27 protein-coding genes and 2 tRNA genes are annotated in these 23,830 nt (G+C 64.9%); 12 read left to right on the top strand and 17 right to left on the bottom strand.

Annotation, left to right across the window (positions count from 1 at the left end):
• Positions 1–48 precede the first annotated feature (48 nt).
• Genes ACZYRS_RS20480 through ACZYRS_RS20470 form a run of 3 tightly spaced genes read right to left on the bottom strand, consistent with a single transcriptional unit; the run spans position 49 to position 3,949 of the window.
• Entirely contained in the window at positions 49–945 is an 897-nt protein-coding gene (locus ACZYRS_RS20480; protein ID WP_463420711.1) for a hypothetical protein, read from the bottom strand.
• A 39-nt stretch (positions 946–984) separates the two neighbouring features.
• Complete coding sequence (locus ACZYRS_RS20475) at positions 985–2,082, bottom strand: phage baseplate assembly protein (RefSeq protein WP_463420710.1); 1,098 nt, start codon at positions 2,080–2,082, stop codon at positions 985–987.
• Between the two features lie 28 nt (positions 2,083–2,110).
• Positions 2,111–3,949, bottom strand: coding sequence for a phage tail tip lysozyme (locus tag ACZYRS_RS20470; protein WP_463420709.1), 1,839 nt, complete (start codon positions 3,947–3,949; stop codon positions 2,111–2,113).
• Positions 3,950–4,125: 176 nt separating this feature from the next.
• Here ACZYRS_RS20470 and ACZYRS_RS20465 point away from each other — a divergent pair, with 176 nt between their 5' ends.
• Entirely contained in the window at positions 4,126–4,368 is a 243-nt protein-coding gene (locus ACZYRS_RS20465) for a hypothetical protein (RefSeq protein ID WP_463420708.1), read from the top strand.
• A gap of 52 nt (positions 4,369–4,420) precedes the next feature.
• On the opposite strand, the gene ACZYRS_RS20460 is transcribed toward ACZYRS_RS20465, so the two are convergent.
• The 4 genes from ACZYRS_RS20460 to ACZYRS_RS20445 are packed head-to-tail and all read right to left on the bottom strand — an operon-like array spanning position 4,421 to position 6,151.
• Positions 4,421–5,410: a hypothetical protein gene (locus ACZYRS_RS20460; RefSeq protein WP_463420707.1), complete on the bottom strand. Its 990-nt coding sequence runs from the start codon at positions 5,408–5,410 to the stop codon at positions 4,421–4,423.
• Positions 5,410–5,607, bottom strand: a complete 198-nt coding sequence (locus tag ACZYRS_RS20455; protein WP_463420706.1) for a hypothetical protein — start codon at positions 5,605–5,607, stop codon at positions 5,410–5,412. Before ACZYRS_RS20455 ends, ACZYRS_RS20460 begins: the two co-directional genes overlap by 1 nt.
• A complete protein-coding gene (locus ACZYRS_RS20450) occupies positions 5,604–5,843 on the bottom strand; it encodes a helix-turn-helix transcriptional regulator (protein ID WP_463420705.1) in 240 nt (79 codons plus the stop codon). Before ACZYRS_RS20450 ends, ACZYRS_RS20455 begins: the two co-directional genes overlap by 4 nt.
• The gene (locus tag ACZYRS_RS20445) at positions 5,843–6,151 is read right to left on the bottom strand and encodes a helix-turn-helix domain-containing protein (RefSeq protein WP_463420704.1); all 309 of its coding nucleotides are present in this window, start codon (positions 6,149–6,151) and stop codon (positions 5,843–5,845) included. Before ACZYRS_RS20445 ends, ACZYRS_RS20450 begins: the two co-directional genes overlap by 1 nt.
• Positions 6,152–6,271: 120 nt before the next feature.
• Here ACZYRS_RS20445 and ACZYRS_RS20440 point away from each other — a divergent pair, with 120 nt between their 5' ends.
• Positions 6,272–6,547: a hypothetical protein gene (locus ACZYRS_RS20440; protein ID WP_463420703.1), complete on the top strand. Its 276-nt coding sequence runs from the start codon at positions 6,272–6,274 to the stop codon at positions 6,545–6,547.
• A 380-nt stretch (positions 6,548–6,927) separates the two neighbouring features.
• Here the strand turns inward: ACZYRS_RS20440 and ACZYRS_RS20435 are convergent, their stop codons facing one another.
• Positions 6,928–7,158, bottom strand: a complete 231-nt coding sequence (locus ACZYRS_RS20435; RefSeq protein ID WP_463420702.1) for a helix-turn-helix domain-containing protein — start codon at positions 7,156–7,158, stop codon at positions 6,928–6,930.
• Between the two features lie 75 nt (positions 7,159–7,233).
• Between ACZYRS_RS20435 and ACZYRS_RS20430 the strand changes: the two genes are divergently transcribed.
• The 3 genes from ACZYRS_RS20430 (at position 7,234) to ACZYRS_RS20420 (ending at position 9,506) form a co-directional block, all read left to right on the top strand.
• Entirely contained in the window at positions 7,234–8,205 is a 972-nt protein-coding gene (locus tag ACZYRS_RS20430) for a helix-turn-helix domain-containing protein (RefSeq protein ID WP_463420701.1), read from the top strand.
• A 90-nt stretch (positions 8,206–8,295) separates the two neighbouring features.
• Complete coding sequence (locus tag ACZYRS_RS20425; protein WP_463420700.1) at positions 8,296–9,063, top strand: hypothetical protein; 768 nt, start codon at positions 8,296–8,298, stop codon at positions 9,061–9,063.
• Positions 9,060–9,506, top strand: coding sequence for a hypothetical protein (locus ACZYRS_RS20420; RefSeq protein WP_463420699.1), 447 nt, complete (start codon positions 9,060–9,062; stop codon positions 9,504–9,506). The genes ACZYRS_RS20425 and ACZYRS_RS20420 overlap by 4 nt, the downstream gene beginning before the upstream one ends.
• On the opposite strand, the gene ACZYRS_RS20415 is transcribed toward ACZYRS_RS20420, so the two are convergent.
• Complete coding sequence (locus ACZYRS_RS20415) at positions 9,503–9,865, bottom strand: hypothetical protein (RefSeq protein ID WP_463420698.1); 363 nt, start codon at positions 9,863–9,865, stop codon at positions 9,503–9,505. The genes ACZYRS_RS20420 and ACZYRS_RS20415 overlap by 4 nt on opposite strands.
• A gap of 8 nt (positions 9,866–9,873) precedes the next feature.
• Positions 9,874–10,083, bottom strand: a complete 210-nt coding sequence (locus ACZYRS_RS20410; protein ID WP_463420697.1) for a hypothetical protein — start codon at positions 10,081–10,083, stop codon at positions 9,874–9,876.
• Positions 10,084–10,446: 363 nt separating this feature from the next.
• Here ACZYRS_RS20410 and ACZYRS_RS20405 point away from each other — a divergent pair, with 363 nt between their 5' ends.
• A complete protein-coding gene (locus ACZYRS_RS20405; protein ID WP_463420696.1) occupies positions 10,447–10,686 on the top strand; it encodes a hypothetical protein in 240 nt (79 codons plus the stop codon).
• 39 nt (positions 10,687–10,725) lie between these two features.
• Here ACZYRS_RS20405 and ACZYRS_RS20400 read toward each other — a convergent pair whose 3' ends face one another.
• The 6 genes from ACZYRS_RS20400 to ACZYRS_RS20375 all read right to left on the bottom strand — a co-directional run bounded on the left by ACZYRS_RS20400 (position 10,726) and on the right by ACZYRS_RS20375 (position 15,187).
• On the bottom strand, positions 10,726–11,964 hold the full coding sequence (locus tag ACZYRS_RS20400) for a tyrosine-type recombinase/integrase (protein ID WP_463420695.1): 1,239 nt from the start codon (positions 11,962–11,964) through the stop codon (positions 10,726–10,728).
• A gap of 174 nt (positions 11,965–12,138) precedes the next feature.
• Positions 12,139–12,215 (bottom strand) — tRNA-Arg (locus tag ACZYRS_RS20395).
• A 48-nt stretch (positions 12,216–12,263) separates the two neighbouring features.
• A tRNA-Pro gene (locus tag ACZYRS_RS20390) sits at positions 12,264–12,340 on the bottom strand.
• A 47-nt stretch (positions 12,341–12,387) separates the two neighbouring features.
• Positions 12,388–13,092 carry a glutathione binding-like protein gene (locus ACZYRS_RS20385; RefSeq protein WP_463420694.1) on the bottom strand — a complete coding sequence of 235 codons (705 nt, stop codon included), beginning with the start codon at positions 13,090–13,092 and terminating at the stop codon, positions 12,388–12,390.
• A gap of 101 nt (positions 13,093–13,193) precedes the next feature.
• Positions 13,194–13,466, bottom strand: coding sequence for a UBP-type zinc finger domain-containing protein (locus tag ACZYRS_RS20380; RefSeq protein WP_332875185.1), 273 nt, complete (start codon positions 13,464–13,466; stop codon positions 13,194–13,196).
• Between the two features lie 41 nt (positions 13,467–13,507).
• Complete coding sequence (locus ACZYRS_RS20375; protein ID WP_463420693.1) at positions 13,508–15,187, bottom strand: FAD-dependent oxidoreductase; 1,680 nt, start codon at positions 15,185–15,187, stop codon at positions 13,508–13,510.
• Positions 15,188–15,331: 144 nt separating this feature from the next.
• Between ACZYRS_RS20375 and ACZYRS_RS20370 the strand changes: the two genes are divergently transcribed.
• The 3 genes from ACZYRS_RS20370 to ACZYRS_RS20360 all read left to right on the top strand — a co-directional run bounded on the left by ACZYRS_RS20370 (position 15,332) and on the right by ACZYRS_RS20360 (position 19,018).
• A complete protein-coding gene (locus ACZYRS_RS20370) occupies positions 15,332–16,219 on the top strand; it encodes a GNAT family N-acetyltransferase (RefSeq protein WP_198784335.1) in 888 nt (295 codons plus the stop codon).
• Positions 16,220–16,398: 179 nt separating this feature from the next.
• Positions 16,399–18,537 (top strand): polyphosphate kinase 1, encoded by a 2,139-nt coding sequence (gene ppk1 / locus ACZYRS_RS20365; protein ID WP_233101509.1) that lies wholly within the window; start codon positions 16,399–16,401, stop codon positions 18,535–18,537.
• Between the two features lie 19 nt (positions 18,538–18,556).
• A complete protein-coding gene (locus tag ACZYRS_RS20360) occupies positions 18,557–19,018 on the top strand; it encodes a SixA phosphatase family protein (RefSeq protein ID WP_198784884.1) in 462 nt (153 codons plus the stop codon).
• Positions 19,019–19,025: 7 nt separating this feature from the next.
• Here ACZYRS_RS20360 and ACZYRS_RS20355 read toward each other — a convergent pair whose 3' ends face one another.
• On the bottom strand, positions 19,026–20,546 hold the full coding sequence (locus tag ACZYRS_RS20355) for a Ppx/GppA phosphatase family protein (RefSeq protein ID WP_198784333.1): 1,521 nt from the start codon (positions 20,544–20,546) through the stop codon (positions 19,026–19,028).
• Positions 20,547–20,799: 253 nt separating this feature from the next.
• Between ACZYRS_RS20355 and pstS the strand changes: the two genes are divergently transcribed.
• Genes pstS through pstA form a run of 3 tightly spaced genes read left to right on the top strand, consistent with a single transcriptional unit; the run spans position 20,800 to position 23,828 of the window.
• Entirely contained in the window at positions 20,800–21,834 is a 1,035-nt protein-coding gene (gene pstS, locus ACZYRS_RS20350) for a phosphate ABC transporter substrate-binding protein PstS (RefSeq protein ID WP_198784332.1), read from the top strand.
• Between the two features lie 33 nt (positions 21,835–21,867).
• Positions 21,868–22,947, top strand: a complete 1,080-nt coding sequence (gene pstC / locus ACZYRS_RS20345; protein WP_198784331.1) for a phosphate ABC transporter permease subunit PstC — start codon at positions 21,868–21,870, stop codon at positions 22,945–22,947.
• Positions 22,944–23,828 carry a phosphate ABC transporter permease PstA gene (pstA, locus tag ACZYRS_RS20340; protein WP_198784330.1) on the top strand — a complete coding sequence of 295 codons (885 nt, stop codon included), beginning with the start codon at positions 22,944–22,946 and terminating at the stop codon, positions 23,826–23,828. The genes pstC and pstA overlap by 4 nt, the downstream gene beginning before the upstream one ends.
• Positions 23,829–23,830 lie beyond the last annotated feature (2 nt).

The raw sequence follows: 23,830 nt of genomic DNA, 5'->3' as shown, positions 1-23,830 counted from the left end.
TTGACTGCCGGTGTTGCATAGCGTCCACCGCCGGCTGGGACTGCCTTATTACTGCTGGACCTGCGGCGTTGCGCGGCCGAAGTTCTCGACCATGGCCGGGCCCATGTTGAGTTCCTGGGGGCGGGCTGCCGGCGCCGCGGCGACCTCAGACGTAGTCACCTTCGATTCGTTTATGAGGTGATCTCGTACGCCGTTCGTCCAGCCCTTGATCACATACGGTGCCTTCTGGCGTGCAGCGAGCGGCACATACGGACGGTGAGACTTAGCTAAGGCGAGGGCCTGTTCCACCGGCTGAATTGCGCTTCTGATCGCATCCACTATTGCCTGTGCTTCCGCTCCAGCAGGCTGTCCCTTGAGTCGGTTTGTCGATATGTCGGCCGCCTTCACCGGCCCGCCGTGCATCGGGCTATATCTCAGCAGATCAGGCACCATCGCATCGTCTAGGAAATCGCGGTAGTGAAGCCAACCCACTGCGCGCGCCTTCGCCATGACGTCGATCAAGGGTCTGAGGGCGTCGTCGACCTCGGCCGCCAGTACTTTCCTGACCTCCGCAATCCAGGTGTAGTGCTCCTGGCGCAGGGCTTCTCCTTTGACCGCGACATCGGAGTCGTATTCGGGAGCCTTCTGTTCCATCACCGTGACGCGTGTCTGCGCGCTGCGCAGGTCGCCTTCTTTCGAGGCGAGTTCTGCCTTCTGGCGCTCAATAGCCTTACGCAATGCCTTCGGGTCGCCGTCCTCTGCCAAGGCTTCGGCCACCTCGGCGGAAGCAACCTCGTGACGGAGCGAACCGATTTCGCCTTCGAGTTGCACGATCTTGGCGGCCGCCTCGTCGATCATTTCGACGACCTTTTTCGCTTTCTTAATGGACGCATGCACCGCCTCGACAGCAGCGATCAAATCCGGATGGATCGCATAGGCGAAGCCGGTGACAGGGTTCTGTTTCATGGTGCTTTCCTTTGAGTGGTGAATTGATCGCGATGCGCCTTACTGGCGCACCTCGTTGCCCCAGCCAATCCCGGGGTTGAGTGGGATGTCGGCATGCACGCGCATCTGAATAATTGGCAGCGGCAGAAACGCCTCGGGCCGCATGATCGTCAGTCCGCAGGTGGTGCCGCCGTTGTCGCGGCGGTAGGACACCTCGGTGACCAGCCACACAGCCTTCTCGTCCTCGCTGCCGCACTTCAAACTTGGCAGCGACAGCGGTACCAGGGTGTTGGGCGTCCACAGCGTGCCGGCGCCGTCGCGCCATCCGTCCGTCACCACGTTGAGTTGTGCTGAGCGGCCGATGCGGCGGTTGGCTTCCCACGTGGCACGTTGCTGCGCGAAGTCCTTTCCCCCTGTCGGCGCTTCCGAGATGATCATTCGCACGCGGTGGCGCGGGACGCCAGGGTCCTTGGCCGTGGCCAGCAGGTTGCCGCCCTCGCCGATGTCGCCCAACACATCCATGCTCTGCATGAAGCACTGGTAGTCCGAGAAGCGCTGGTCGCTCGAGTACGTCATCGACGCGAACTGCACGTTCTCGCCCTCGGTGAAGCCGCTTGCGGCGACAACCTTTGCGGCCTGCGTCAGCACCAACGTGCCGTCGGGCTGGTCGTATGCAAGGAGGGCGCTGTAGCGCCCAATCCGCTCGATGATCTCCCAGGCGGTCTCCCCGATCATCAGATTGAACTGCTCGACGCGCACGCCCTTGCTGCCCGAGGCCGAGACCGTGATGCCGTAGGGCTGCGCCAGCTTCTGCGCGATGCCCAGCGCGTCGGCGCCGCTGATCTGGCCGCCGGGCCATTCGGCAGAGCAGTCCACCAGGTCCTCGCACTTACTGCGGCCGCTTACAGTCACCGAATGTTGTTCGGGTGCAATCGTGTAGTTGGTACGGTCCACATATCCGGTCAGCACCAGGTCGTCGCCGAGTTTCACCGTGCAGGCGTCGCCCGGCTGCACCACGAAGGCATCGACCTGGCCGGGGTAGCGCTCAGTCAGGCCAATCTCGAAGTCCGAAGGGCAGCGCTCGATGCCGCGCGTGACGCGCACGTCGGTCCAGCCGGTCAGCTCGCGGCCGCCGACGGTCAGGGTTAGTTCTTCCATGAAGATATCCGTACGCAGGTTGGATCGCTCACGGGCCCACCGCCATGTTGGTTGCGACATTGACTGGCACGTTCTTACCGTCGCTATCCCGCGCCGTGGCCTTTGTGCCCTGTGGCAGGCCGCTCAGATGAATCTGGAGCGACTGCTTCATTGCTGTTGCGGACCTTGCGCGTTCTGCCGCTTCGCGGGCGCGAGCTGCTTCGTCGATACCCGGGCGCTCGTATTGACGCGACACGATGGAGGCCGCCTGCTGCTCGTCTGTGGCTTTTCGCAGCGAGTCGCCCGCGGCCTTCTCGCCGCCCTGCGTGAGCTCGTAGTTGACGAAGCCCATCTGTTCCTCGAGCGTGGAAGTGCGGATGTTCTTGCCCGCCCACTTCATGAACTTGCGCTGGCGGTCGTCGTGCCACTGTGCGATGCCGTAGGCCTTGCCGCCGTCGCCGATGGCGGCAGTGTCAAAGTTGCTTTCCTTCTTCAGGTTGGCAGCGATGCCGATGGCCTGCTCGTTGGTCCAGCCCTTGCCCTTGAAGAAGTCCACCGCGGTCTTGGCCGTGCCGACCTGCGAGAGGTGCTCGCGGGATTGCTCCGGGTTCATCCAGTCGTACAGCTTGCTGCCCAAAGAGAAGCCGCGCTTCTCCATCTGGTTGTTGATCTCGGTGCCAACCATCCAGCCGCCAGCGCCCGCAGCTCCCAGCAGCCCCAGCTTGCCAACCCCCAGCGCCGCGGCCTTGAGCAGCGAGATCTTCGACAGCGCGGCGCCGGCGGCCAGCTCGGTGCCGCCGAGGCCCAAATTCAGCAGCGCGAACGCCTTGATCGCCAACGGGATCGTCTTCAGCGCCAGGCCGCCGAGGCCTATCGCGATGCCGGTGATGCTGAGCAGCAGCGGCCCGGCCATGATGACAGCCACGCCAAGCGCTGCGACCTTCCAGCCGCCGATCGATTCGACGAAGTTGCCGATGCTGGTGATGGTCTTCTGCAGGCCCGCCAGTAGCCCCTTGAAGTCGATGCCGCGCACCCAGTTGGCGAACTGCTGCGCCCACTGGCCGATCCGCTCGCCGATGAGCTCGCGGTTCACCGAAATCCACCGCGTCAGGTCCTCGACCAGCGGCTGCAGCGCGGGGATCAGCGCGTCGCCGATCGTGTTGCGCAGGCCCTGCCCTGCCACGCTCAGGTAGTTCAGCGCGATGCCAAAGCTCTGGGCGCGGCGAATCTGTTCCGGCCCCATCACCGCGCCCAGTTCGCTGACCTTCTGCTGGTACTTGGCGATGGCGGCTGGGCCCTCGCGCAAGATCGGCAACAGGGCCTCAACGCCGAACGTACGCGCGACCAGGCCCTGCACCTGCGGGCTCTTGATGTGCGAGATGGCCACCGACAGGTCGCGGAAGGCCCGCGTGGAGTCGATCGCGCCGGTCGAGGTCTTGTGGATGCCGATGCCGAGCTTGTTCATCACGGCGAGCGCATCCTGGTTGCGCCCGTACAGCGCGTCTTCCATGGTGTCGCCCAGCGCCTTCATACCGCCGGTGAGCTCACCCGACGACACCCCGAGCACGTTGGCCGCGCCACGCAGAGACTGCAGCTCGACCGCCGACACACCGATGGTGCGCGACGTGCGCGCCACCTCGGAGCCCAGCCGCGCCCACTGCGTCGCCAGCGCGGCGATGCCCACGATGGAGCCACCGCCCACTAGCGCCGTCAGCGGCGCGCCGATCCTGCCGACCTGGACTGCGGCGTGTCTTGCGTTGTTGGCGACATTGCCGATGGACTTCGCCATCCTGTCGAGCCCCAGCTCGCGACCCAGCGCCTTCGTGGACCTCCCCACCTGGTCGATAGGGCGCGTCAGGCGCGAGAAAGAATTGTTGATCTTGCGCACCGTGCCCGTGGCCCGGTCGATCGCGGAGATCGTGATTGCAAACGTGTTCACGGTAGTGTCCTGTTGGAAGCCGGCATGCCGAGATGGCGCGCGCCGGTTAGCGCTTGATGAGGTAGAGCGCGAGGCAGGGTGCTACGTGGTCGCGACGGCTGAATGGGGCGAGCTACAGTGGCGGCATGAATAACCAAACTCAGCTGGTGAAAGTTGTGGTCAATCTGGTCGACGGCAGTGGCAGCGAATGGACTGAGCCGCTCGGCATCCTGGCCAAGCACGATCGGCTGGTGCATGAAGGCTTCAGTGGCAAGGCGCTTATCCATGCGCTGCTGACCGACGACTGGGGGGCGCCGCCGACGCGCGTAACCCTGAGCTGCCCAGGCATTGATGGAAAGCCGGTGGAGATCGTGATTCCCTACCGTTGAAGGGCATTCGCGCTCGCACAGTTCAGCGGACACCGCCGCCGCTTCGATGAGCTCACGAGTGGCCATGGTTCTGCCCCTCCTTGGCCCGTGCTTCCGCGATCAGCGGCGCGAAGGCGTTGTATGTGGACTGGGACCGGTCGGTCAGCCGCGCTTGGGTCTGGGTGGATTGCTGGCCGGTCGCCCACTCGGTGCGCAGCTTCTCGGCGTCCATCAGCAGCATCCCGACCGAGTGACCGGCGGCGACGTAGCGGGCGTTGTTGCTGCGGACGTAGAACGCGGCGACGGCCGGCGCTTCTTCGGCGCCGAGGCGGCTTACGAGGTTGGCCAGCTGGCCGTTCACCTGCGCATTGCGGACCGGCGGCACGCGGTAGCGCACCTCGTAGCTGCTCGCGTAGGCCTTCCACGTTCCCGCCGTCGGTGTCTCGGGCTTCGGCTCGGCAGCCTTCCGAGGCTTGGCAGGCGTTGGTGGAGCCGACGACGTCGGCGGAGGTGCGATAGCGCCGATGCAAAAATCATCGACTCCGCTACTTTCGTCTCCATTACGTTCGACTCGACTCCCTTCGACTCCAATACCTTCCATTCCGGGTGAGAATGTTCCGAGAGCATTCGCCGAATCGTCGGCGAGTGGGCCAAGTTGCTTCGTTGGGGAGGCGACGACTGTCGTTGGAGTAGTCGGCGCGGCTTCTGCAGTCGAGGCGACAGCAAGCGGTGAAGCTTCGCCGAATTTCGGATGCTTATAGCTCGGCTTGTCGATGCGCTGGTGGTGCCAGCCGGTGACGTGCCAGTACTGCTTGCCGCCGGCCTCGTAGATCACGATCAGTCCTTGGGCCAGTATCTCGTCAACCAGGCCTTGCACCTGCGTTGAGGTCATGTCATCGGAGGGGAAAACTTCTGCCTTCAGCGTCTTGGCGGAAGCCGGGTGGTTCCCGCCGTCATCACAGAAGGTCCAGAGGCCTTGAAATGCGAAGCGCGCGGGGATGCTCAGATTCATCACCTGTTCAGAGGTGTAGAACTCCGGCTTCGTCGTGCGGATGCGCGCCATCAGCGAATGCCTTCCAGAGCCTTCTGCACGGTGCGTGTGAAGGAGCGCAACTGATCTCCGTTGCCGGTGGCGCGGATGGCCTGCAGGGCGGCATGTAACGAATCGGGCAACGCGTCGCCGGTCCTGATCTGCGTGACGAGCTTTTGCGCGTCTTGGCCGGCTTTGGCGCACGTGAGTGCGGTGTCTGCGAGGCTCATGCTGCACCTGCTCTTTCACGCAACCAGAGCTGCACCTGACCTGCTACCCAACGGGTGCAGCGCGCTCCGTCTTTCACCGGCTGCGGGAAGTTGTTCGCCGCCATCTTCCGGCGGATCGTCGACTCGCCGAGGCCCGTGATGGTCTTGACGACCTCGATACGGAGGAGGGCGTCCGGGATCTGGGCCGCCTCAATGGATTGCGCCGCGGCGCCGCGTGGCTTCGTGTTGGTGCTCATTAGTCGGCATCCTCAAAAATCAGTCTGGCGGGCGTGGTCTGCCGCATCGCCTTTTCGAACAGGACCTCAAACGCCTGGAAGGTGCGTGCATCAACGCAGCGAAAGCTGGAATCCACGACCTTCAGGCCAGCATGAGCTAGGACGTTGGCGAACTTGTCGAGGTGGTCGCTCAAGAGGCGCGAGATCGTGCTTTCCGAGACCCCCATGGCGGCCGCGATGGCCGCCTGAGTGGACTCGCGCTGAGCAGCCTGCAGCACGGCTGCAGCAATGCGGCGCGCACGCAGCGCTGGCATGTCTTGCTCGCTCATGCAGCACCGCCGGCAAAATTGCAGCTGGCCCAGCCGAGGTGCTTTGCTGCATGCGACCGTGCAGGAGGGGCGCCTTGTCTTGCTGGTCTTTCAGCGGGACGAAGCCGAGACTTCATTCCCATGAACACACCACACCAACCCCTGCGCTTCGAGGCCGTGCCCGCCCTGTCCTTGCCAGACGGCACGGTGCTGCACCGCAGTTCGCGCACGTCGATGGCCGTCAACGCCGCGGGCGCCGGCCGCTCCACCACCGCTGTCGTGACCTCGCAGCTGACGCTGTCGGCCCAGCGCGGCGCGCTGCAGCTCCAATGCAGTGGCAGGTGCCTGCAGCTCGAAGACGCTGATGCGTTGGGTGCTGCACGGCGGCGCGCATGGCATGCACGAGGCTCGCTGTGACAGAGGGTGTCCGCACCCCCCCGGGGCAGAATGGAAGTTCCTACACGACCATCCCCGAGAGGGGCAGACAAAATGCTGCAGATCGACGACGAACCGTGGTCGCTAGTCACGACCGAGCTCCGCGTGGCGCACATAGTTCACTTGGACGGCACGCAGACCCCTCGCATCCGCACGCAGTACGAGATTCAACGTACACGGATGGGCGGCGAAGTGCAGTCGCAGACCCTTCCTGCCCTTCACATGGACTTAGAACAGGCGAGAGAGATGATCGTCGGGCTACAGAGAATTCTCGAGCTCGCAGAGGGTGCGCCGCCCGTGGCAACGACACCAGGGAACTCTCGTCGACATTGATCGAGACAATCAGGGAAGTGCTGGACATCTCAGGCCGCCTCAGCTTCCGAGCGCGCGGTGTCAGCCGGGCTGAGCCGCCCGTCTTTGACGCACTGGTCGTAAATAGCAAGCAGTGCTCGGTAGTTCCGCGACATGACGTCTTTGGCGGCTCCTCGCTCGATCTTGCTGACCGATGCTTGGCGGATGCCGCTCGCCGCAGCGATGGCCTCCTGTGTCATCCCAGCAGACTTCAATGCCAAAACCAAGTCTCTCGGCTCCATAAAAATTCCTTTAGGTCTCTTCTCTCGCATCATACATAGACCTACAGGTCTATTCAACTAGGATTTAATAGCGAGATGGAAACACTCGGCCAACGAATCAAGGCCTGCCGCACTAGGCTGGGACTCACCCAGTACGAATTGGCGGCGAAGGTCGATATGCAGCAAGGCGACATCTCCAAGATCGAGCGGGGCGTGATCGCAGAGACAACAAAAATCGCGCAGCTGGCCCACACGCTCGGATGTCACGCGTTGTGGCTTGCAACAGGAAAAGGACCAAACGGCCTCTCCGGCGCACTACCCAGCGACGCAGAGGTCCGCTCGAACCTGCAAGCACTGATGTCAGTGCGAGGCGTCCGCGATAGCGCCTCGCTGGCGGCACTCACCAAGCATCCCGAAGCGGAAATCCGCGGGGTACTCGAGGGAGCGCCCCAGCCATCGGAGGCGATCATCGAAGCGATTTCGCGGGCACTCGACACGGATCCGATGTTGCTCTACATCCCCACACGCCACTTCCAAGAACTCCTCGACAGCGGGCAGCCAATGCGCGTGAGCGAGGCACCTGCAGAAGCCTGGGACAGCTTCCCACCGGTCGCTGGTGCAAGTCTGGGCGGCGCGGGCAACCTCGTCGGCATCAAGGTGCGAGGAGAACTACGACTCCAAGGTGAAGACGTTCATATCGACGAGACCGACGGAGATCTTGGCTACGTCCTTGGCTCCGGCGTTCACTATGGCTACGCGCTCAGGATGGACGGAAGTGACGCAGCCCCATCGATCAGAGATGGCCAATACCTTGTGATCGACGAATCTGGAGGCGTGCCGGTTGCCGGCGATCTTTGCATCGTCAAAGCGAGCCGCGACTCCCAATCAAAGATGCTGTTGGTCGAACTCTTGAACGACAACGAACGGGGGTATTTGGTCGATGTCCTACCCCATACCACTCGACGCACTATCCGGAAAGAGGACGTGGATTCGCTCGAAGGCATCGTGGCCGTGGTGTCGGCCCGCCAATGGTCGCGAGAAGCACCTAAAGAACGAAAAAAGACCTAAATGCCTGAAAAGTCCTTTAGGCATTGACAGCGCAAAAGGCTTCAAAGAATAATCGCTGCAACAGCCCATCCCGGGCTTTTGGAGCGAAAGATGCACACCTGCGTTTCTGAACCTACCAAGCGAGTTGCGCGCCGCGCGACTTCAACCGGCCTGCGAGCAGTCAGCAACAGCGCTACACCAGCCGACGGCAAGCAGTTCTCAGTATGTCGAACGGCGGCTGCTGCGGCCTCCCATGCGCTCAGCGCCGTGCATGCCCTCGATGAAGACTTGCGTAGCGACGACACCATGCGGCTCGCCCGGCAGGCGGCCAGCATGCTGCGCGAGGTCGAGGCGCTCGCTGTCGCGGAAGGTGTTGAGTCGACGGCTGTGGCCAGCGCAATTTTCGATGCGCTCGCATTGATCCGTGCAGCGAGGAACACCCCCACAGACGTCATCAGTCCGGAGCGCGCTGCCCTGCTCGACTCCGCATTCATGACGGTCGATGCGTCCATCGCATTCCTTCCAGGCTTTGAGGGCCATGCGCTCGAGAGCATCGGCGTAAGCAACGCGCCGACCGTGCGAAAGGAGATTTCGCGGGACACGCCGCTCGTCGACGCTGGTCAGCAGGGCAGAGACCTGCTGCTTCAGTGCACCTACGAGATTGAGCCGCTGAGCAAGTTGCTCGTCGAGCGATCGTGGCTCCTCGATGGCAACAACCTGGACACCGCGATGATCGTCCGCTCGGCCGCTGTTCGTATCAAGCAGCTCAACTCCGTACTGCTGACCTACCTGGGGGAAGACAGCTTCGTCACGCTCGGCGAAGCTCATTTCAAGGTGTACCAAGGGACCGAGCGCCTCTCCGAGGAGTTGACCTCGTGAAAACGCTGTACCGAGTCTTCGTAGCTCTGCCGGCGTCCGCGTGCGAGCGTGATCGCGAGTTGCAGGAGCGCACCGTCTTCTTCGAGGCGCCCTATGACTACGCGACCTGCTCCACGGCTGGCGCGGCCGAGGTGCTTGAGAAGCTACTGACGCTGGCTTGGGGTGTCGATGCCACGGGATGGTGTGATCAAGGCTTTGCCTACAACCTGCGGCGCGAGCGCGAGATCCTCGACGAAGCCATGGGCACAGGCGATGCGCGCCTGCTCGAGATCGGGTGGGGCGGCTTCCCCAGCATCACATATGCGCAGGCGAAGGACGTGGACCTCTTCGTCAGCCCGCGGCAGGTCAAGCGCATACGCAGCGCGTTGGAAGCCACGAGGTGCAATGCGGCCAAGCTGGGCAATGCGAAGGTGGAGTATCGAGAATCAGCTGCTCGCGCTTAGCCGGCCTTGCGATTCCCTCTCCTCTCGCTGAGGTGCTTGAACATCCCTTCGACGTTTGGCTCGCTGCGCGGGTCTCTTTCGGGTACCGCGGATATCCCGTGCTTCGGCTGTACTTTGCGGCGAGCAAGCAGGTCGAGCACACCTTGCACGTTCAGTGAACTGTGCGGCGGCAGTGCGTGCCCGGTGCTCGGGCCAATGCGGCCACTCAAGACCCACTCTGCATGCGATCGCACGACCAGTGGCTTGCCGTTGGGCTTCTCGTTCACCACCAGGCCGAGCGACCTCAAGAAGCGCTTCTGCGCGGCCGAAGACTTCAAGGGTTCACAGATATCCGCGATCTCGGCGTCTGTGAGGAACATGGGAGATGTCATTGGCTCGGGACCTCCACCGTCAAGTCAAGGGGTGTTCCTGGTGTCGCGCCTTCAACCCATTTGTTGTACTCCTTGGGATTGACGTAGAGGGTTCCGTCCGGGCCGTTGCAGCAGTGCGGGCCGTCAATCCAGATGCGTTTGCGGCGCTTGGCATGCACGGCAACGGGCGTGTTGGCGGTGGCTCCACAGTGCTTCTTCAGCTTCACCCAGCGGTAACCCAGTTCGCTAGCGTCGAACCGCTCGCCCTTCTGCGCGCGGTCTGCCGAGGCGCGTGCGTTGCGGCGTGCTCTTCGCGCTTCATCTCATGGACGCAGTGGAGCAGGGCTGCGGCAAGCAGACCACAGCGGGGTCCTTAACCTTTGGCGTTCAGAGGTTCTTTTTCATGGAATACGACGGCACTTAGCGGCGGTCGATCGGGTGGCGTGTACCCAATGCTACGTTGTTCGTCGGTCGCCGCTGTCATATCCCGTCATCTCCGTCAACCCAAGAAAATGCAGGGTTAGTCCGAAGGACTTCATGATGCTCCCCCGTCACGATGGAGGTGCGCATGGTTGCGCGGAGGAGAAGAAATGGCCAGCTATAAGCAGCAGCAGTACGTTCAAAAATCGGAGCACGAGGAGTTCGACAAGATTCACTCCCCCGGTGTCGAGGCCTACAACGCGGGCATTTATCGATGCACGGGTTGTGGCGATGAGATCGGGATCGCGAAAGGGCATACGTTGCCGCCGCAAAACACGCGCCAACATCCCGCTCGATGTGGGGGAATCAAATGGCAGTTGTTGGTGTTTGCGAGCCAAGCTGAAAATTGATCGAAAGACTGAATTCGGTGCCCAGCGGAATAGCGTTTCCTAGGCCGCCTTGAGCGCGATGATCTTGGCGCCTTGGCGCAGCTCATCCAGATGGTCGGCCCATAACTGCATCATCTTGCGGCGCTTCACCACGAACTCTGCGCGATCGTATGCAGCGCCGAGCGGTCCGCTCTTGCCGTGCGCGAGCTGCGCTTCGATGACCTCGGGCTCGACGTCCATCTCTTCGACCATGATCGTGCGCGCCATCGCACGGAAGCCGTGGGCGGTCATCTCCGTGTTATCGAAGCCCATACGCCGCAATGCAGTGTTCACGGTGTTGTCGCTCATCGGGCGCTCGCCAGTGAGCAGGCTCGGGAACACGTACTGCCCGTGACCAGTGAGGGGCTTGAGGTCTTCTAGGACCTCGACGGCCTGCTTCGGCAGCGGCACCAGGTGCGGACGGCCATTGATCTTCGCCGTCTTCGTTCGCTTCATGTCGGCAGCGGGAATGGTCCACATCGCCTTCTCGAGGTCGATATTCGTCCAGCGCATCTGCCGGATGTTGCCGGGTCGCTGGAAGAGAAGGGCAGAGAGATGCAGCGCCGCGCGTGTGGAGGGCTGGCCAGCGTATGCGGCGATCGCGCGCATGAGCTCGCCGGCCTTCACGGGTTCTAAGACTGCAGCCATGTGTTTGACCTGAACCGGCACGAGCGCACCTTGCAGGTCCGGTGCCGGGTTGCTGACGCAGCGCCCGGTAGCTATGCCATGACGGAACACCTGGCCGGACCACTGTCGTAGCGTGTGCGCGGTCTCATGCGCGCCGCGGGCTTCGACGCGACGCAGCACTTGGAGCAGCATCGGCGCCGTGATGATTGAGATAGGCAAGCTGCCAAGCCACGGAAACGCGTCCTTCTCCATGATCGAGACCCAGCGCGCTGCGTAGCGCGGGCTCCACGCCGACTGTTTGGTCTTGTGATACTCGCGCGCCACAGCTTCGAAGCTGGCGTCGCCGTCGACCTTGCGCTCAAGCTTCTCGAGTTGTCGGCGCTGGGCCGGGTCAATGCCCTGCTGTTGAATCTTGCGCGCGTCGTCGCGACCGGTGCGCGCGGCCTTGAGCGTCACCTCGGGATAGCTGCCCAGCGCCAGGCGCTTTTCCTTGCCATCGAAGCGGTACTTCCAGAACCAGCGTCTTGAACCGCTGGGCTCGATCTGCAGGTAGAGGCCCCCAGAGTCGGAGAGTCGTAGCCGTAGCTTGTCAGCGGGGCAGATGGTCTTCTTACAGGCAGTGTCGGTGAGCATGGGGGAACAAATTCGACAGCGAAGGTCGAAACTGTACCCGTTCCCCCGGCTGTTCCCCCAAGTTCGACGAATCTCAACGGTTCATCGTGGTTGCTCGTGGAGCAAAGAACGGGCTTCTACAAGGGGAGAGATGGCGGCTCGTGGCGCCTTGTGGGGCAACGTGGAGCACTGAATTGGCCTGCCCGGAGGGGATCGAACCCCCGACAACCTGCTTAGAAGGCAGGTGCTCTATCCAACTGAGCTACGGGCAGTTTCCGGGCCGGACAGAAGCAAAAACGAGAAATACCGAAAAGAAAACTTGGTCGGGGCGAAAGGATTCGAACCTTCGACCCTCTGGTCCCAAACCAGATGCGCTACCAGGCTGCGCTACACCCCGACAAGCCTTCTATTCTAGCCCGGATATTGACCGGCTCCCGGGCTTTCTCAGCGTTTCTCGTACTGCGTCTTGCCAAAAAGAACCTGGCGCTCCTTGTCGCCGGTCAGCGGCTGGCGCAGGTCGGCCAGCACTTTCACGCCGCGCTGCACGGCCGGACGCGCGGCGATGCCGTCGAACCAGGCCTTCAGGTGCGGGAAGTCGGTGAGCGTGATGCCCTGGTTTTCCCAGCTGCGCAGCCACGGGAAGATGGCGATGTCGGCAATCGAATAGCTCTTGCCGGCGATGAATTTCGTCTTGGACAACTGCTTGTCGATCACGCCGTAGATGCGCTTGGCTTCGTTGGTGTAGCGGTCGATCGCGTAGGCGATTTTCTCGGGCGCGTACAGGCGAAAGTGATGCGCCTGGCCGAGCATCGGGCCGACGCCGCCCATCTGGAACATGAGCCACTGCAGCACGTCGTAGCGTTCGCGGTCGCCGGTGGGCAGCAGCTTGCCGGTCTTGCCCGCGAGGTAGACGAGGATCGCGCCCGATTCGAAGAGCGAAATCGGCTTGCCGTCCGGCCCGTCGGGGTCGGTGATGGCGGGGATCTTGTTGTTGGGGCTGATCTGCAGGAACTCGGGCGCGAACTGGTCGCCCTTGCCGATGTTCACGGGATGCGCGCGGTAGGGCAGGCCGCACTCCTCCAGCATGATGTGGACCTTGTGTCCGTTGGGCGTGGGCCAGGAATAGACCTCGATGGGCGATGCGGGCATGTCTCGGGCTCCAGGGGAGGGATGTGATGGGAGGGACGCAGCTTATACGTGCGCATCCAAACCCGTGCCGGCCCGGGAATTCGCCTTGCGGCAGCGTTTCTTCAGCCCACCTGCAGCCGGTGCGCGTTGCACCACATCCAGTCTTCGCCGGGTTCCAGGGACTTGATGACCGGGTGATCCTCGGCCCGCGAATGCTGCGTGGCATGCCGGTTCTTCGACGAGTCGCAGCAGCCCACGTGGCCGCAGTGCACGCAGAGGCGCAGGTGCACCCAGGTGTCGCCCGTTTTCAGGCAGTCCTCGCAGCCGCGCTGGCCGTGCTGGGTATGGGGTTGCGCGATGGTGGCGGGCACGTGGTCGCAGGCTTTGATGGGCACCGAAGAACTCCTTGATGGATGTCGGGTTGAAGATAACTAGATCAGGCGACGGCAGAGGTTTGCGACAGGTGCTGGTGGATCAGCGCCACCGCCGCAGCGCCTTCGCCGATCGCACCACCCACGCGCTTGACCGAGCCCGAGCGCACATCGCCCACCGCGTACACGCCGGGCACGCTGGATTCGAGCGCTGTGGCCGGCCGCGCCGGAAAGCCGCTGCTCGCCGCCGCGCCGGTCAGCACGAAGCCGTGCTTGTCGACCGCGACGGCGCAGCCCTCGAGCCACGAGGTCTCGGGTTCGGCGCCGACGAACAGGAAGATGTTGCGCGCCGGGCAGTCGTGCTCCTTGCCGGTGGTGTGGCAGCGCCATGTCGCGCCTGTGAGGCCCTCGTCGGAGCCGCCATGCAGGCGCACGAGCTCGGTGTGGGGCTGCAGCTCGATGTTGGGCGTGGCCTCGATGCGGTCGATGAGGTAGCGCGACATGCTGGCGGCCAGCGACGGTCCGCGCACCAGCACGTTCACTTTGGCTGCATGGCGCGCGAGGAACACCGCCGCCTGCCCCGCCGAGTTGCCGCCGCCGACCAGCGCCACTTCCTGCTGCGAGCAGATCTTCGCTTCGATGGCCGAGGCCCAGTACCAGATGCCGCGGCCTTCGAACTCGGCCAGGCGTGGAACGTCGGGCCGCCGGTAGCGCGCGCCGCTCGCGATGACTACCGTGCGCGCATGGATCGTGCGGCCGTCGGCCAGGGCGATGCCCAGGCTCTCGCGCTCGTTCTCGCGCGAGCAGTCCAGCGACGTGACCTTCGCCGGAATCAGCATCTCCACGCCGAACTTCTGCGCCTGCACGAACGCGCGCCCGGCCAGCGCCTGGCCCGAGATGCCGGTCGGAAAGCCCAGGTAGTTCTCGATGCGCGCGCTGGCGCCGGCCTGGCCGCCGAACGCGCGGCAGTCGAGCACGATCACGCGCAGGCCTTCGGAGGCGGCGTACACCGCAGTGGCAAGGCCGGCGGGCCCGGCGCCGACCACGGCGACATCGAACAGCTCGTTGTGCTCGACGGTGTCGACCATGCCCAGGCACCGTGCCAGCGCATCCTCGGCCGGGTTCACCAGCACCGAGCCGTCGGGGCACACGGCCAGCAGCTGGCAGGTGCCATATTGTTCGAGCAGCGCGGCCGCGTCGGGGTCTTCGGCGGCATCGACCAGGTGATAGGGATAGCCGTTGCGGCGCAGGAAGTTTTCCAGCCGCGCCATGTCGGCCGACTGCGGCTTGCCGATCAGCACCGGCCCGCTGGCGCCCGATTCGATCAGCGCCACGCGCCGCAGGATCAGCGCGCGGGTGATGCGTTCGCCGAGATCAGCTTCGGCCACCAGCAGCGCGCGCAATTGCTGCGGCGACACGAGGAGCGCCTCCACGTCTTCGTCGGCATGGCCGTCGACCAGGGCAGGGCGGCCGCTCAGCTGGCCGACTTCGGCCAGGAATTCGCCCGGGCCCTGCCGCACGATCGGCACCACCCGCCCGAGCCCGTCGCGCTGCGTGACAGCGACCACGCCCTTGAGCAGCACGAACATGCCGGGGCCGGTTTCGCCTGCGGTGAAAAGCCGCTCCCCGCGCGCGAATTGCTGCACGCTGCCGAAGCGCGCGATGCGTGCAATCTCGGTGTCACTGAGGACGGGGAAGGTCTGGTGAAAGCGGCTGCTGTCGGTGCCGTTTGCTGCGGTGGCCATGTGTCCAAGCTCCATGTCGCGGGTTCACCGAATTAAACGACGAAGTGCGCCAGACCGGCTGTAACACCGTCATACGCGTGCAATCTTCCTGACACGCCGGCTTCATCGCAGGTGCGGAGACTCCCTCGGCAGAAAGGGTTCCCCATGAAAGAACTGCCCAACCCGACGTTTCCGCTTTCGCAGATCGGGCTGCGCGCGGCCCTGTGGCCTGCGCCCACGGTCGCTGCCGCCAGTGTTTCCACCGCGGCCCGCGTGTCGGTGCCGCAGGCACCCGCCGTCATTCTTCCCCCGCCCGTCGAAGCCCGGCAAGGCATCACGGTCGGCTGGGCCCGTCACCTGGACGACGTGCGCGCCGCGCAGCGCCTGCGCTACGACGTGTTCGTCGGCGAAATGGGCGCCCGCGTCTCCTCGCCGCTGGCCGGCCACGACATCGACCTGTTCGACGACTTCTGCGAGCACCTCCTGGTGCGCGACGAACTCACCAACCAGGTCATCGGCACCTACCGCGTGCTCACGCCGGCGCAGGCGCGCCGCGTCGGCAGCACCTACAGCGACACCGAATTCGACCTGACTCGCCTGCGTGACCTGCGCGAGCGCATGGTCGAGCTGGGCCGCAGCTGCGTGCACCCCGAGCACCGCCAGGGCGGGGTGATCCTCGCGCTGTGGGGGGCCCTGGCCGGCTTCATGCACCGCAACAAGCTGGACACCATGATCGGCTGCGCGAGCATCCCGATGTCACACAACGGTGTGACGAATGGTGACGCGGCCGCCAGCATCTGGCGGCAGGTTTCGGCCAGCCACATGGCGCCGATCCAGTACCAGGTGCAACCGCGCCTGCCGCTGCCGGTCGAGCGGCTGGACAGCACGCTCGACGTGGAGCCGCCGGCGCTCATCAAGGGTTACCTGCGCCTGGGCGCCAAGGTGCTGGGCGCGCCGGCCTGGGACCCGGACTTCAACGCCGCCGACCTGCCGATGCTGATGCGCATCGACGACCTGCCGGCGCGCTACCGCAAGCATTTTCTCGGCGCATGAAACCGGCGGCCGTCCGTCCTGACGACGGGCCGCCGGCCCACTCCCCGGGCATGATGGAGCCGCACAAGGCGGGCGATGCGGCGTCACGCGAACGTCATTCAACTGTCACAAATGACATGGACACTGTCATATTTCAGTCTACGTCTGCTCCCGTGCCGCTTGCTCCAGAATCAGTGTCCATGTCACCAGCCCCCGCAGACCGGTCGCTCGCCGTCGCGGCGCCCACGTTCACCCTGCTCGACCGGGATCACAGCATCCTGTCGTTCAACGAGCGCGTGCTCGACTGGGCCCATCGGCCCGAGGTGCCGCTGATCGAGCGGCTGCGCTACCTGTGCATCGTGTCTTCCAACCTGGACGAGTTCTTCGAGGTCCGCGCCGCGCCGCACCTGATCGCCGGCAGCGCCGGCGACCACAAGGGCACCTACACCGTCGATTCGTTCGAGCGGCTGGCCGAGGCGGCGCACACGCTGGTGGCACGCCAATACGCGCTGTACAACGACGAGCTGATGCCGACCTTCGCGACGCACGGCATCCACATCATTTCGCACGGCGAGCGCAACCCGGCGCAGCGCAAATGGGTGAGCGAGTATTTCGAGCGCGAAGTGCGCCCGCTGCTGATTCCCGTCGGGTTGGACCCGGCGCACCCGTTTCCGCAGGTGGCCAACAAGTCGCTGAACTTCATCGTGCGCCTGGGCGGCAAGGACGCCTTCGGGCGCGAGAACCCGATCCAGATCGTCAAGCTGCCGCGCGTGCTGCCGCGCCTGATCAAGATGCCGGCCAAGGTGTCGGACGGCAAGACGCTGTTCGTGGCGCTCTCCAGCGTGGTGCGCGCGCACCTCTCGAGCATGTTCCCGGGTCGCGAGGTGGGCGACTTCTCGCAGTTCCGCGTCACGCGGCATTCCGATCTCGCGGTGGACGAGGAAGACGTCAAAAACCTGCGCACCGCGCTGCGCCAGGGCCTGCAGCACCGCCACTACGGGCAGGCCGTGCGGCTGGAGGTGTCGGCCAGCTGCGCCGAATCGCTCGCGAGTTTCCTCCTGGCGCAGTTCAACCTGCCGCCCGAGGCCCTGTACCGCGTGCACGGGCCGGTGAACCTGGCGCGGCTCACGCAGCTGATCGACCTGATCGACGAGCCGCAGCTGCGCTTTGCGCCGTATTCCGCCTCGTTCCCCGTCACGCTGTCGCCCGCCCAGTCGTTCTTCGAGCGCCTGCAGCGCGGTGACGTGCTGATCCACCAGCCCTTCGAGAGCTTCGACGGCGTGCTCGCCTTCCTGCGCGAGTCGGTGCTCGACCCGCAGGTGCTGGCCATCAAGCAGACCATCTATCGCACCGGCGCCGATTCGGAGCTGATGGACCTGCTGCGCGAAGCCGTGCGCCGCGGCAAGGAAGTCACCGTGGTGGTGGAGCTGAAGGCGCGCTTCGACGAAGAGGCCAACATCAACTGGGCCGAGATGCTCGAGTCGATCGGCGCGCAGGTGGTGTATGGCGTGGTGGGCCTGAAGACCCACGCCAAGATGCTCTTGGTGACCCGCCGCGAGGGCAAGCAGCTGCGCCGCTACGGGCACCTTTCCACCGGCAACTACAACCCGCGCACCGCGCGCCTGTACACCGACATCAGCCACCTCACGGCCGATCCGCTGCTCACGGCCGACATGGAGGCCGTGTTCGTCCACCTGGCGAGCCAGAGCCGTCTTCCCAAGCTCAACCGCATGTGGCTCGCGCCCTTCGACCTGCACAAGAACCTGGTCGCGCAAATCGACGCGCTGGGCCTGGCCGCATCGAATGGCGAGCCCACGCGCATCGTCGCCAAGATGAACGCGCTGACCGACGACGCGCTGATTGCGGCGCTAATCCTTGCAGGGCAGAAGGGCGTGAAGATCGACCTCATCGTGCGCGGCGCTTGCACGTTGCCGGCGCAGGTGCCGGGGCTCACCGACAACATCCGCGTGCGCTCGGTGATCGGGCGGTTCCTGGAGCATTCGCGGGTCTTTTATTTCCGCAGCGGCGAGGACGAATCGCTCTACCTTTCCAGCGCCGACTGGATGAACCGCAACATGATGCGGCGCATCGAGCTGGCCTGGCCCGTGACCGACCCGGGCCTGCGCCAGCGCCTTATCGACGAGTGCCTGGTGGCCTACCTGCACGACGGCCGCGACGCCTGGGACCTGGGCGGCGACGGCATCTACACGCGCGTGGAACGCGACACGCACCCGGGCGAAGAGGGTGCGTCGCGCGCCATCGAGGCGCACGGCGCCCAGACTGCACTCATGAACCGCTATGCATCACGAGGGCATCACGATGATGCATCCAGCAACTGATGTTCGAAAGACGATGACCATGGACTTGATCTTCTGGCGCCACGCCGAAGCCGAGGACTGGACCGAGGGTTGCGACGACATGCAGCGCTCGCTCACCGCACGTGGCGAAAAGCAGGCCAAGCGCATGGCCAGCTGGCTCGATCGGCAACTGCCCGACGGCACCCGCATCATCTGCAGCCCCGCGCGGCGCTGCGAGCAGACCGCATTGGCGCTGGGCCGCAAGTACAAGCTGCGCGACGAGCTGGCGCCCGACACCACGGCCGAGGCCATGCTGGGCGCGGCGGGTTGGCCCAACGGCAAGTCGGTGGTGCTGATGATCGGCCACCAGCCCTCGGTGGGGCAGGCCATCTCGCTGCTGCTGGGCCTCAAGCAAGACAGCTGCCCGGTGCGCAAGGGCGCGCTGTGGTGGATCCGCACGCGCGAGCGCGACGGCGACGTGCAGACCGTCGTGGTGACGGTGCAGTCGCCCGAACTCCTTTAGGTCCGGCTCAAGCGCCGCTCAGTTCCACGCGCCAGTTGCTGGTCTTCTGCCAGGCCAGCACTTCTTCGCGCAGGAGGTGCGCCGACTGCGGATAGGCATCGGCCCAGTCGGGTGCGCACACGATCGTGAACGCACGCGCGCCCAGTGCCGCGAGGTGCAGCGCTTGCGGATCGGGATCGCGCCGCGCGTGGCAGAGGATGACGGCCAGCCGCAGCGCCAGCAGCTGCATCACGAAGGTCTCGTCGTCCAGCGCCGCCTCGAGCTTGCGCAGCTTGCCGCGCTGTCCCAGCACCAGCTGGCCCAGGGCGTGCAGCTCGTTCACCGCGAAGCCGGGGGCGTCGGTGTTGTCGAGGATGTAGGCGCCGTGCTTGTGATAGTCGCTGTGCGACACCAGCGCGCCGATCTCGTGCAGTTGGGCGGCCCAGCCGAGCTTGCGCAGCGCGCGGCCCGCGCGGTTGGAGGTGCTGCCGCCGCGCGCGGCCGGAGCGAGTTGCACGAAGAGGCCTGCGGCGGCTTCGCCCACCCGCTTGGCCTGCGCGGCATCGACCGCGAAGCGCGTAGCGAGCCGGGCCACGGTGGCGGTGCGCATGTCGGCCACGCTCTCGTCGCGTTCCAGCAGTTCGTAGAGCACGCCGTGACGCAGCGCACCTTGGGCCACTTTCATTTCCTCGATGCCCAGCAGGTCGAACACCGCGCGCAGCACGCTCACGCCGCCGCCGATCACGGCCTTGCGGTCTTCGCGCATGCCGTCGATGCGCAGCTTGTCGGCGCTGCCCGCCTTGAGCAGGCGGTCGAGCAGCCAGTCGAGGCCCTCGCGGGTGACCAGGCCGGGCTCCGCGCCGGCCGCGGCCAGCACGTCGCCGACCGCGCCGATGGTGCCCGAGGCACCGTAGGCCACGTCCCACTGGTCGCGCGTGTAGCTGCCGAGCGCGTCGTCGAGCACCGCCTTGGCGGCCACTTCGGCAGCGCGGAAGGCCGCGGGCGTGAACTGGCCTTCGGCGAAGTGCTTCATCGACCAGGCGACGCTGCCGACGCGGTACGACTCCACCAGCTCGGCCTCGAGCGCGCGGCCGATGATCATTTCGGTGGAGCGTCCGCCGATGTCCACCACCAGGCGGCGTTCGCTGTCGGAGGCGTCGGTGTGCGGGAGCATGTGCGCCACGCCCTGGTAGATGAGGCGGGCTTCTTCCCGGCCCGGGATCACGTCGATGCCGAAGCCCAGGATGGTGCGCGCGCGCAGCAGGAATTCTTCGCGGTTGCGCGCTTCGCGCAGCGTTTGCGTGGCCACGGCGCGCACCTGCGAGCGCTTGAAGCCGGCCAGCCGCTCGCCGAAACGCGCCAGCGCATCCCAGCCGCGCTGCATGGCTTCGGTCGTGAGATTGCGGGCGCTGTCCAGGCCGTTGCCCTGGCGCACTGTTTCCTTCAGGTACTCGGTGCGGTGGATCTGGCCATGGTCGACCTGTCCGATTTCGAGCCTGAAGCTGTTGGAACCGAGATCGACTGCGGCGAGGCGGGTGCCGTTTTGCATGTAGTTGTAGTGAAGAGGGCGTTGTCTTTGATCGTAGCGCCGTGACAGGCGCGCCGCCTCCCGAATCGCGCAAGCGGCGAGGTCGGGAAGGCTAGGCGCGCCGCATGACGGTTATGTGACAGCGTCACACGGCCTGGGAGGGGAATGCCGGCATTTTCCCTCGACAGCGGGGTGTCATATTGATGTCACACAAGCTTTCTAGAGTCCGTCCCAAGCCCGAAAGGGACTACTTCTTACTTCTAAAGGAAGCTTCATGAAAACGACGTTCAAATTTGCAACCGCCGGTCTCGTGGCCGCGCTGTTCTCCATTCCTGCCCTCGCACAAGACGTGACCGGCGCCGGCGCCAGCTTCCCGGCACCGCTGTATGCCAAGTGGGCTTCGGACTTCAACAAGGCCACCGGCGTCAAGATCAACTACCAGTCGGTCGGCTCGGGCGCTGGCCTGAAGCAGATCGAAGCCAAGACCGTCGATTTCGGCGCGTCGGACGCTCCCCTGAAGGACGACGAACTCCAGGCCAAGGGCCTGATGCAGTTCCCCACCGTCATCGGCGGCGTGATTCCCGTGGTCAACATCACCGGCATCAAGCCGGGCGAGCTCAAGCTCAACGGCCAGGTCCTGGGCGACATCTACCTGGGCAAGATCACCAAGTGGAACGACCCCGCCATCAAGGCGCTGAACGGTTCGCTCGCATTGCCTGACGCTGCCATCGCCCCGGTTCGCCGCGCCGACGGTTCGGGCACCAGCTTCCTGTTCACCAACTACCTGAGCAAGGTCAACGCCGAGTGGAAGACCAAGGTCGGCGAAGGCACGGCCGTGAACTGGCCCACCGGCGCGGGCGGCAAAGGCAACGAAGGCGTCGCCGCTTTCGTGAACCGCCTGCCCAACTCGATCGGCTACGTCGAGTACGCCTACGTCAAGCAGAACAAGATGACCTACGCCCAGCTGCAGAACGCGGCCGGCAACTTCGTCTCGCCCGACGACACCGCCTTCAAGGCCGCCGCCGCCGCTGCCGACTGGAACAAGAGCTTCTACCAGGTGCTGACCAACCAGGCCGACAAGGGCGCATGGCCCATCACCGGCGCGACCTTCATCCTGATGCACAAGGTGCAGGACAAGCCCGCCAGCGCGACCACGGTGCTCAAGTTCTTCGACTGGGCCTACAAGGGTGGCGACAAGACCGCCGACGACCTGGACTACGTGCCGATGCCCGATGCCGTGAAGGCCACCATCGCCAAGGCATGGGGTGACGTGAAGGACGCTTCGGGCAAGCCCGTCGCGTTCAAGTAAGCCATCCACCCACCAGCCCAGAACGGCGCATCCATGAGCAGCACTTCGCTCGAGGACGCGCCGCTTTCGTCTTTGCCGGAGCGACCCGTGTCATCCACTCTTCCTGCTGCCGCCACGTACGACCTCGCGGCCGACCGTGGCCGCGCCACTGCGCCGCCACCGCCGGTGAAGGCGCCGCGTTCCGGCCCCATGGCCGACCGCCTCTTCGGCTGGGCCGCCAAGGGCGCCGCGCTGCTGACGCTGGCGATGCTGATCGGCATCCTGGTGTCGCTCATCGCCGGCGCCTGGCCCGCCATTTCCAAGTACGGCCTCGGCTTTCTCGTGAACAGCACGTGGGACCCGGTCAAGGAAGAGTACGGCGGCCTGGTGATGATCTACGGCACCCTGGCCACCTCGTTCATCGCGTTGGTGATCGCGGTGCCGGTGAGCTTCGGCATTGCCCTGTTCCTGACCGAGCTGTCGCCCAACTGGCTCAAGCGCCCGCTGGGCACTGCCATCGAATTGCTCGCCGCCGTGCCGTCCATCGTGTACGGCATGTGGGGCCTCCTGGTGTTCGGCCCGATCCTCTCGACCTGGGTGCAGCAGCCGCTGCAGAAGCTCTTGGCCGGCGTGCCGTACCTGGGCGCCCTGGTGTCCGGCCCCCCTGTGGGCATCGGCATCCTGTCGGCCGGCATCATCCTGGCGATCATGATCATTCCGTTCATCGCCTCGGTGATGCGCGACGTGTTCGAAGTGACGCCGCCGCTCTTGAAAGAGTCCGCCTACGGCCTGGGCTCCACCACCTGGGAGGTCGTCTCCAAGGTCGTGCTGCCGTACACCAAGGCCGGCGTCATCGGCGGCATCATGCTCGGCCTGGGCCGGGCGCTCGGTGAAACGATGGCGGTCACGTTCGTGATCGGCAACATGAACCAGCTCAACTCGCTGTCGGTGTTCGAGGCTGCCAACAGCATCACCTCGGCCCTGGCCAACGAATTCGCCGAAGCCGGCGCGGGCCTGCACCAGGCGGCGCTGATGTACCTGGGCCTCGTGCTGTTCTTCATTACCTTCGTCGTGCTGACGCTCTCCAAGGTGCTGCTGGCCAAGATGAAGAAGAGCGAAGGAACCAAATCGTGAGCACCGCGCAAGACCTCCTCAACGCCAAGGCGCTCAACGAGACGCGTCAGGCCCGGTTCGCCTCGCGCAACCGCGTCAACAAGATCGCCCTCACGCTGTCGCTCGCCGCGATGGTGTTCGGCGTGTTCTGGCTCGTGTGGATCCTCTGGGAAACGCTGCGCCTTGGCATCGGCGGGCTGGCCATCGCCACCTTCACCGAAATGACGCCGCCGCCGAATGAAGTGGGCGGCATCGCCAACGCGATCTTCGGCTCCTTCGTGATGGTGATGCTCGCCACCTTCGTGGGCACGCCGATCGGCATCATGGCCGGCATCTACCTGGCCGAGTACAACCCCAAGGGCTGGCTCGCCTCGGTCACGCGCTTCGTCAACGACATCCTCCTGTCGGCGCCCTCGATCGTGATCGGCCTGTTCGTGTATGCCGTGGTGGTGGCCTACTTCAAGACCTTCTCGGGCCTGGCCGGTGCGCTGGCGCTCGCGCTGATCGTGATTCCGGTGGTGATCCGCACCACCGAGAACATGTTGCAGCTGGTGCCGCCGGGCCTGCGCGAAGCGGCCTACGCATTGGGCACGCCCAAGTGGAAGGTCATCATCAGCATCACGCTGCGCGCCGCGCGCGCCGGTGTGGTCACGGGCATCCTGCTGGCCGTGGCGCGCATCGCGGGTGAAACCGCGCCGCTGCTCTTTACCGCGCTGAACAACCAGTTCTGGACCGCCGACGTGAGCCAGCCGATGGCCAGCCTGCCGGTCACGATCTTCAAGTTCGCGATGAGCCCGTACGAGAACTGGCAACAGCTGGCCTGGGCCGGCGTGTTCCTGATCACCGTCGCCGTGCTCGCCCTCAACATCCTGGCGCGGGTCCTCACGCGCAACAAACACTGACT

It is taken from the genome of Variovorax sp. AC194, from assembly GCF_979257995.1.
This window is presented reverse-complemented; position numbering and strand designations above follow the sequence as displayed.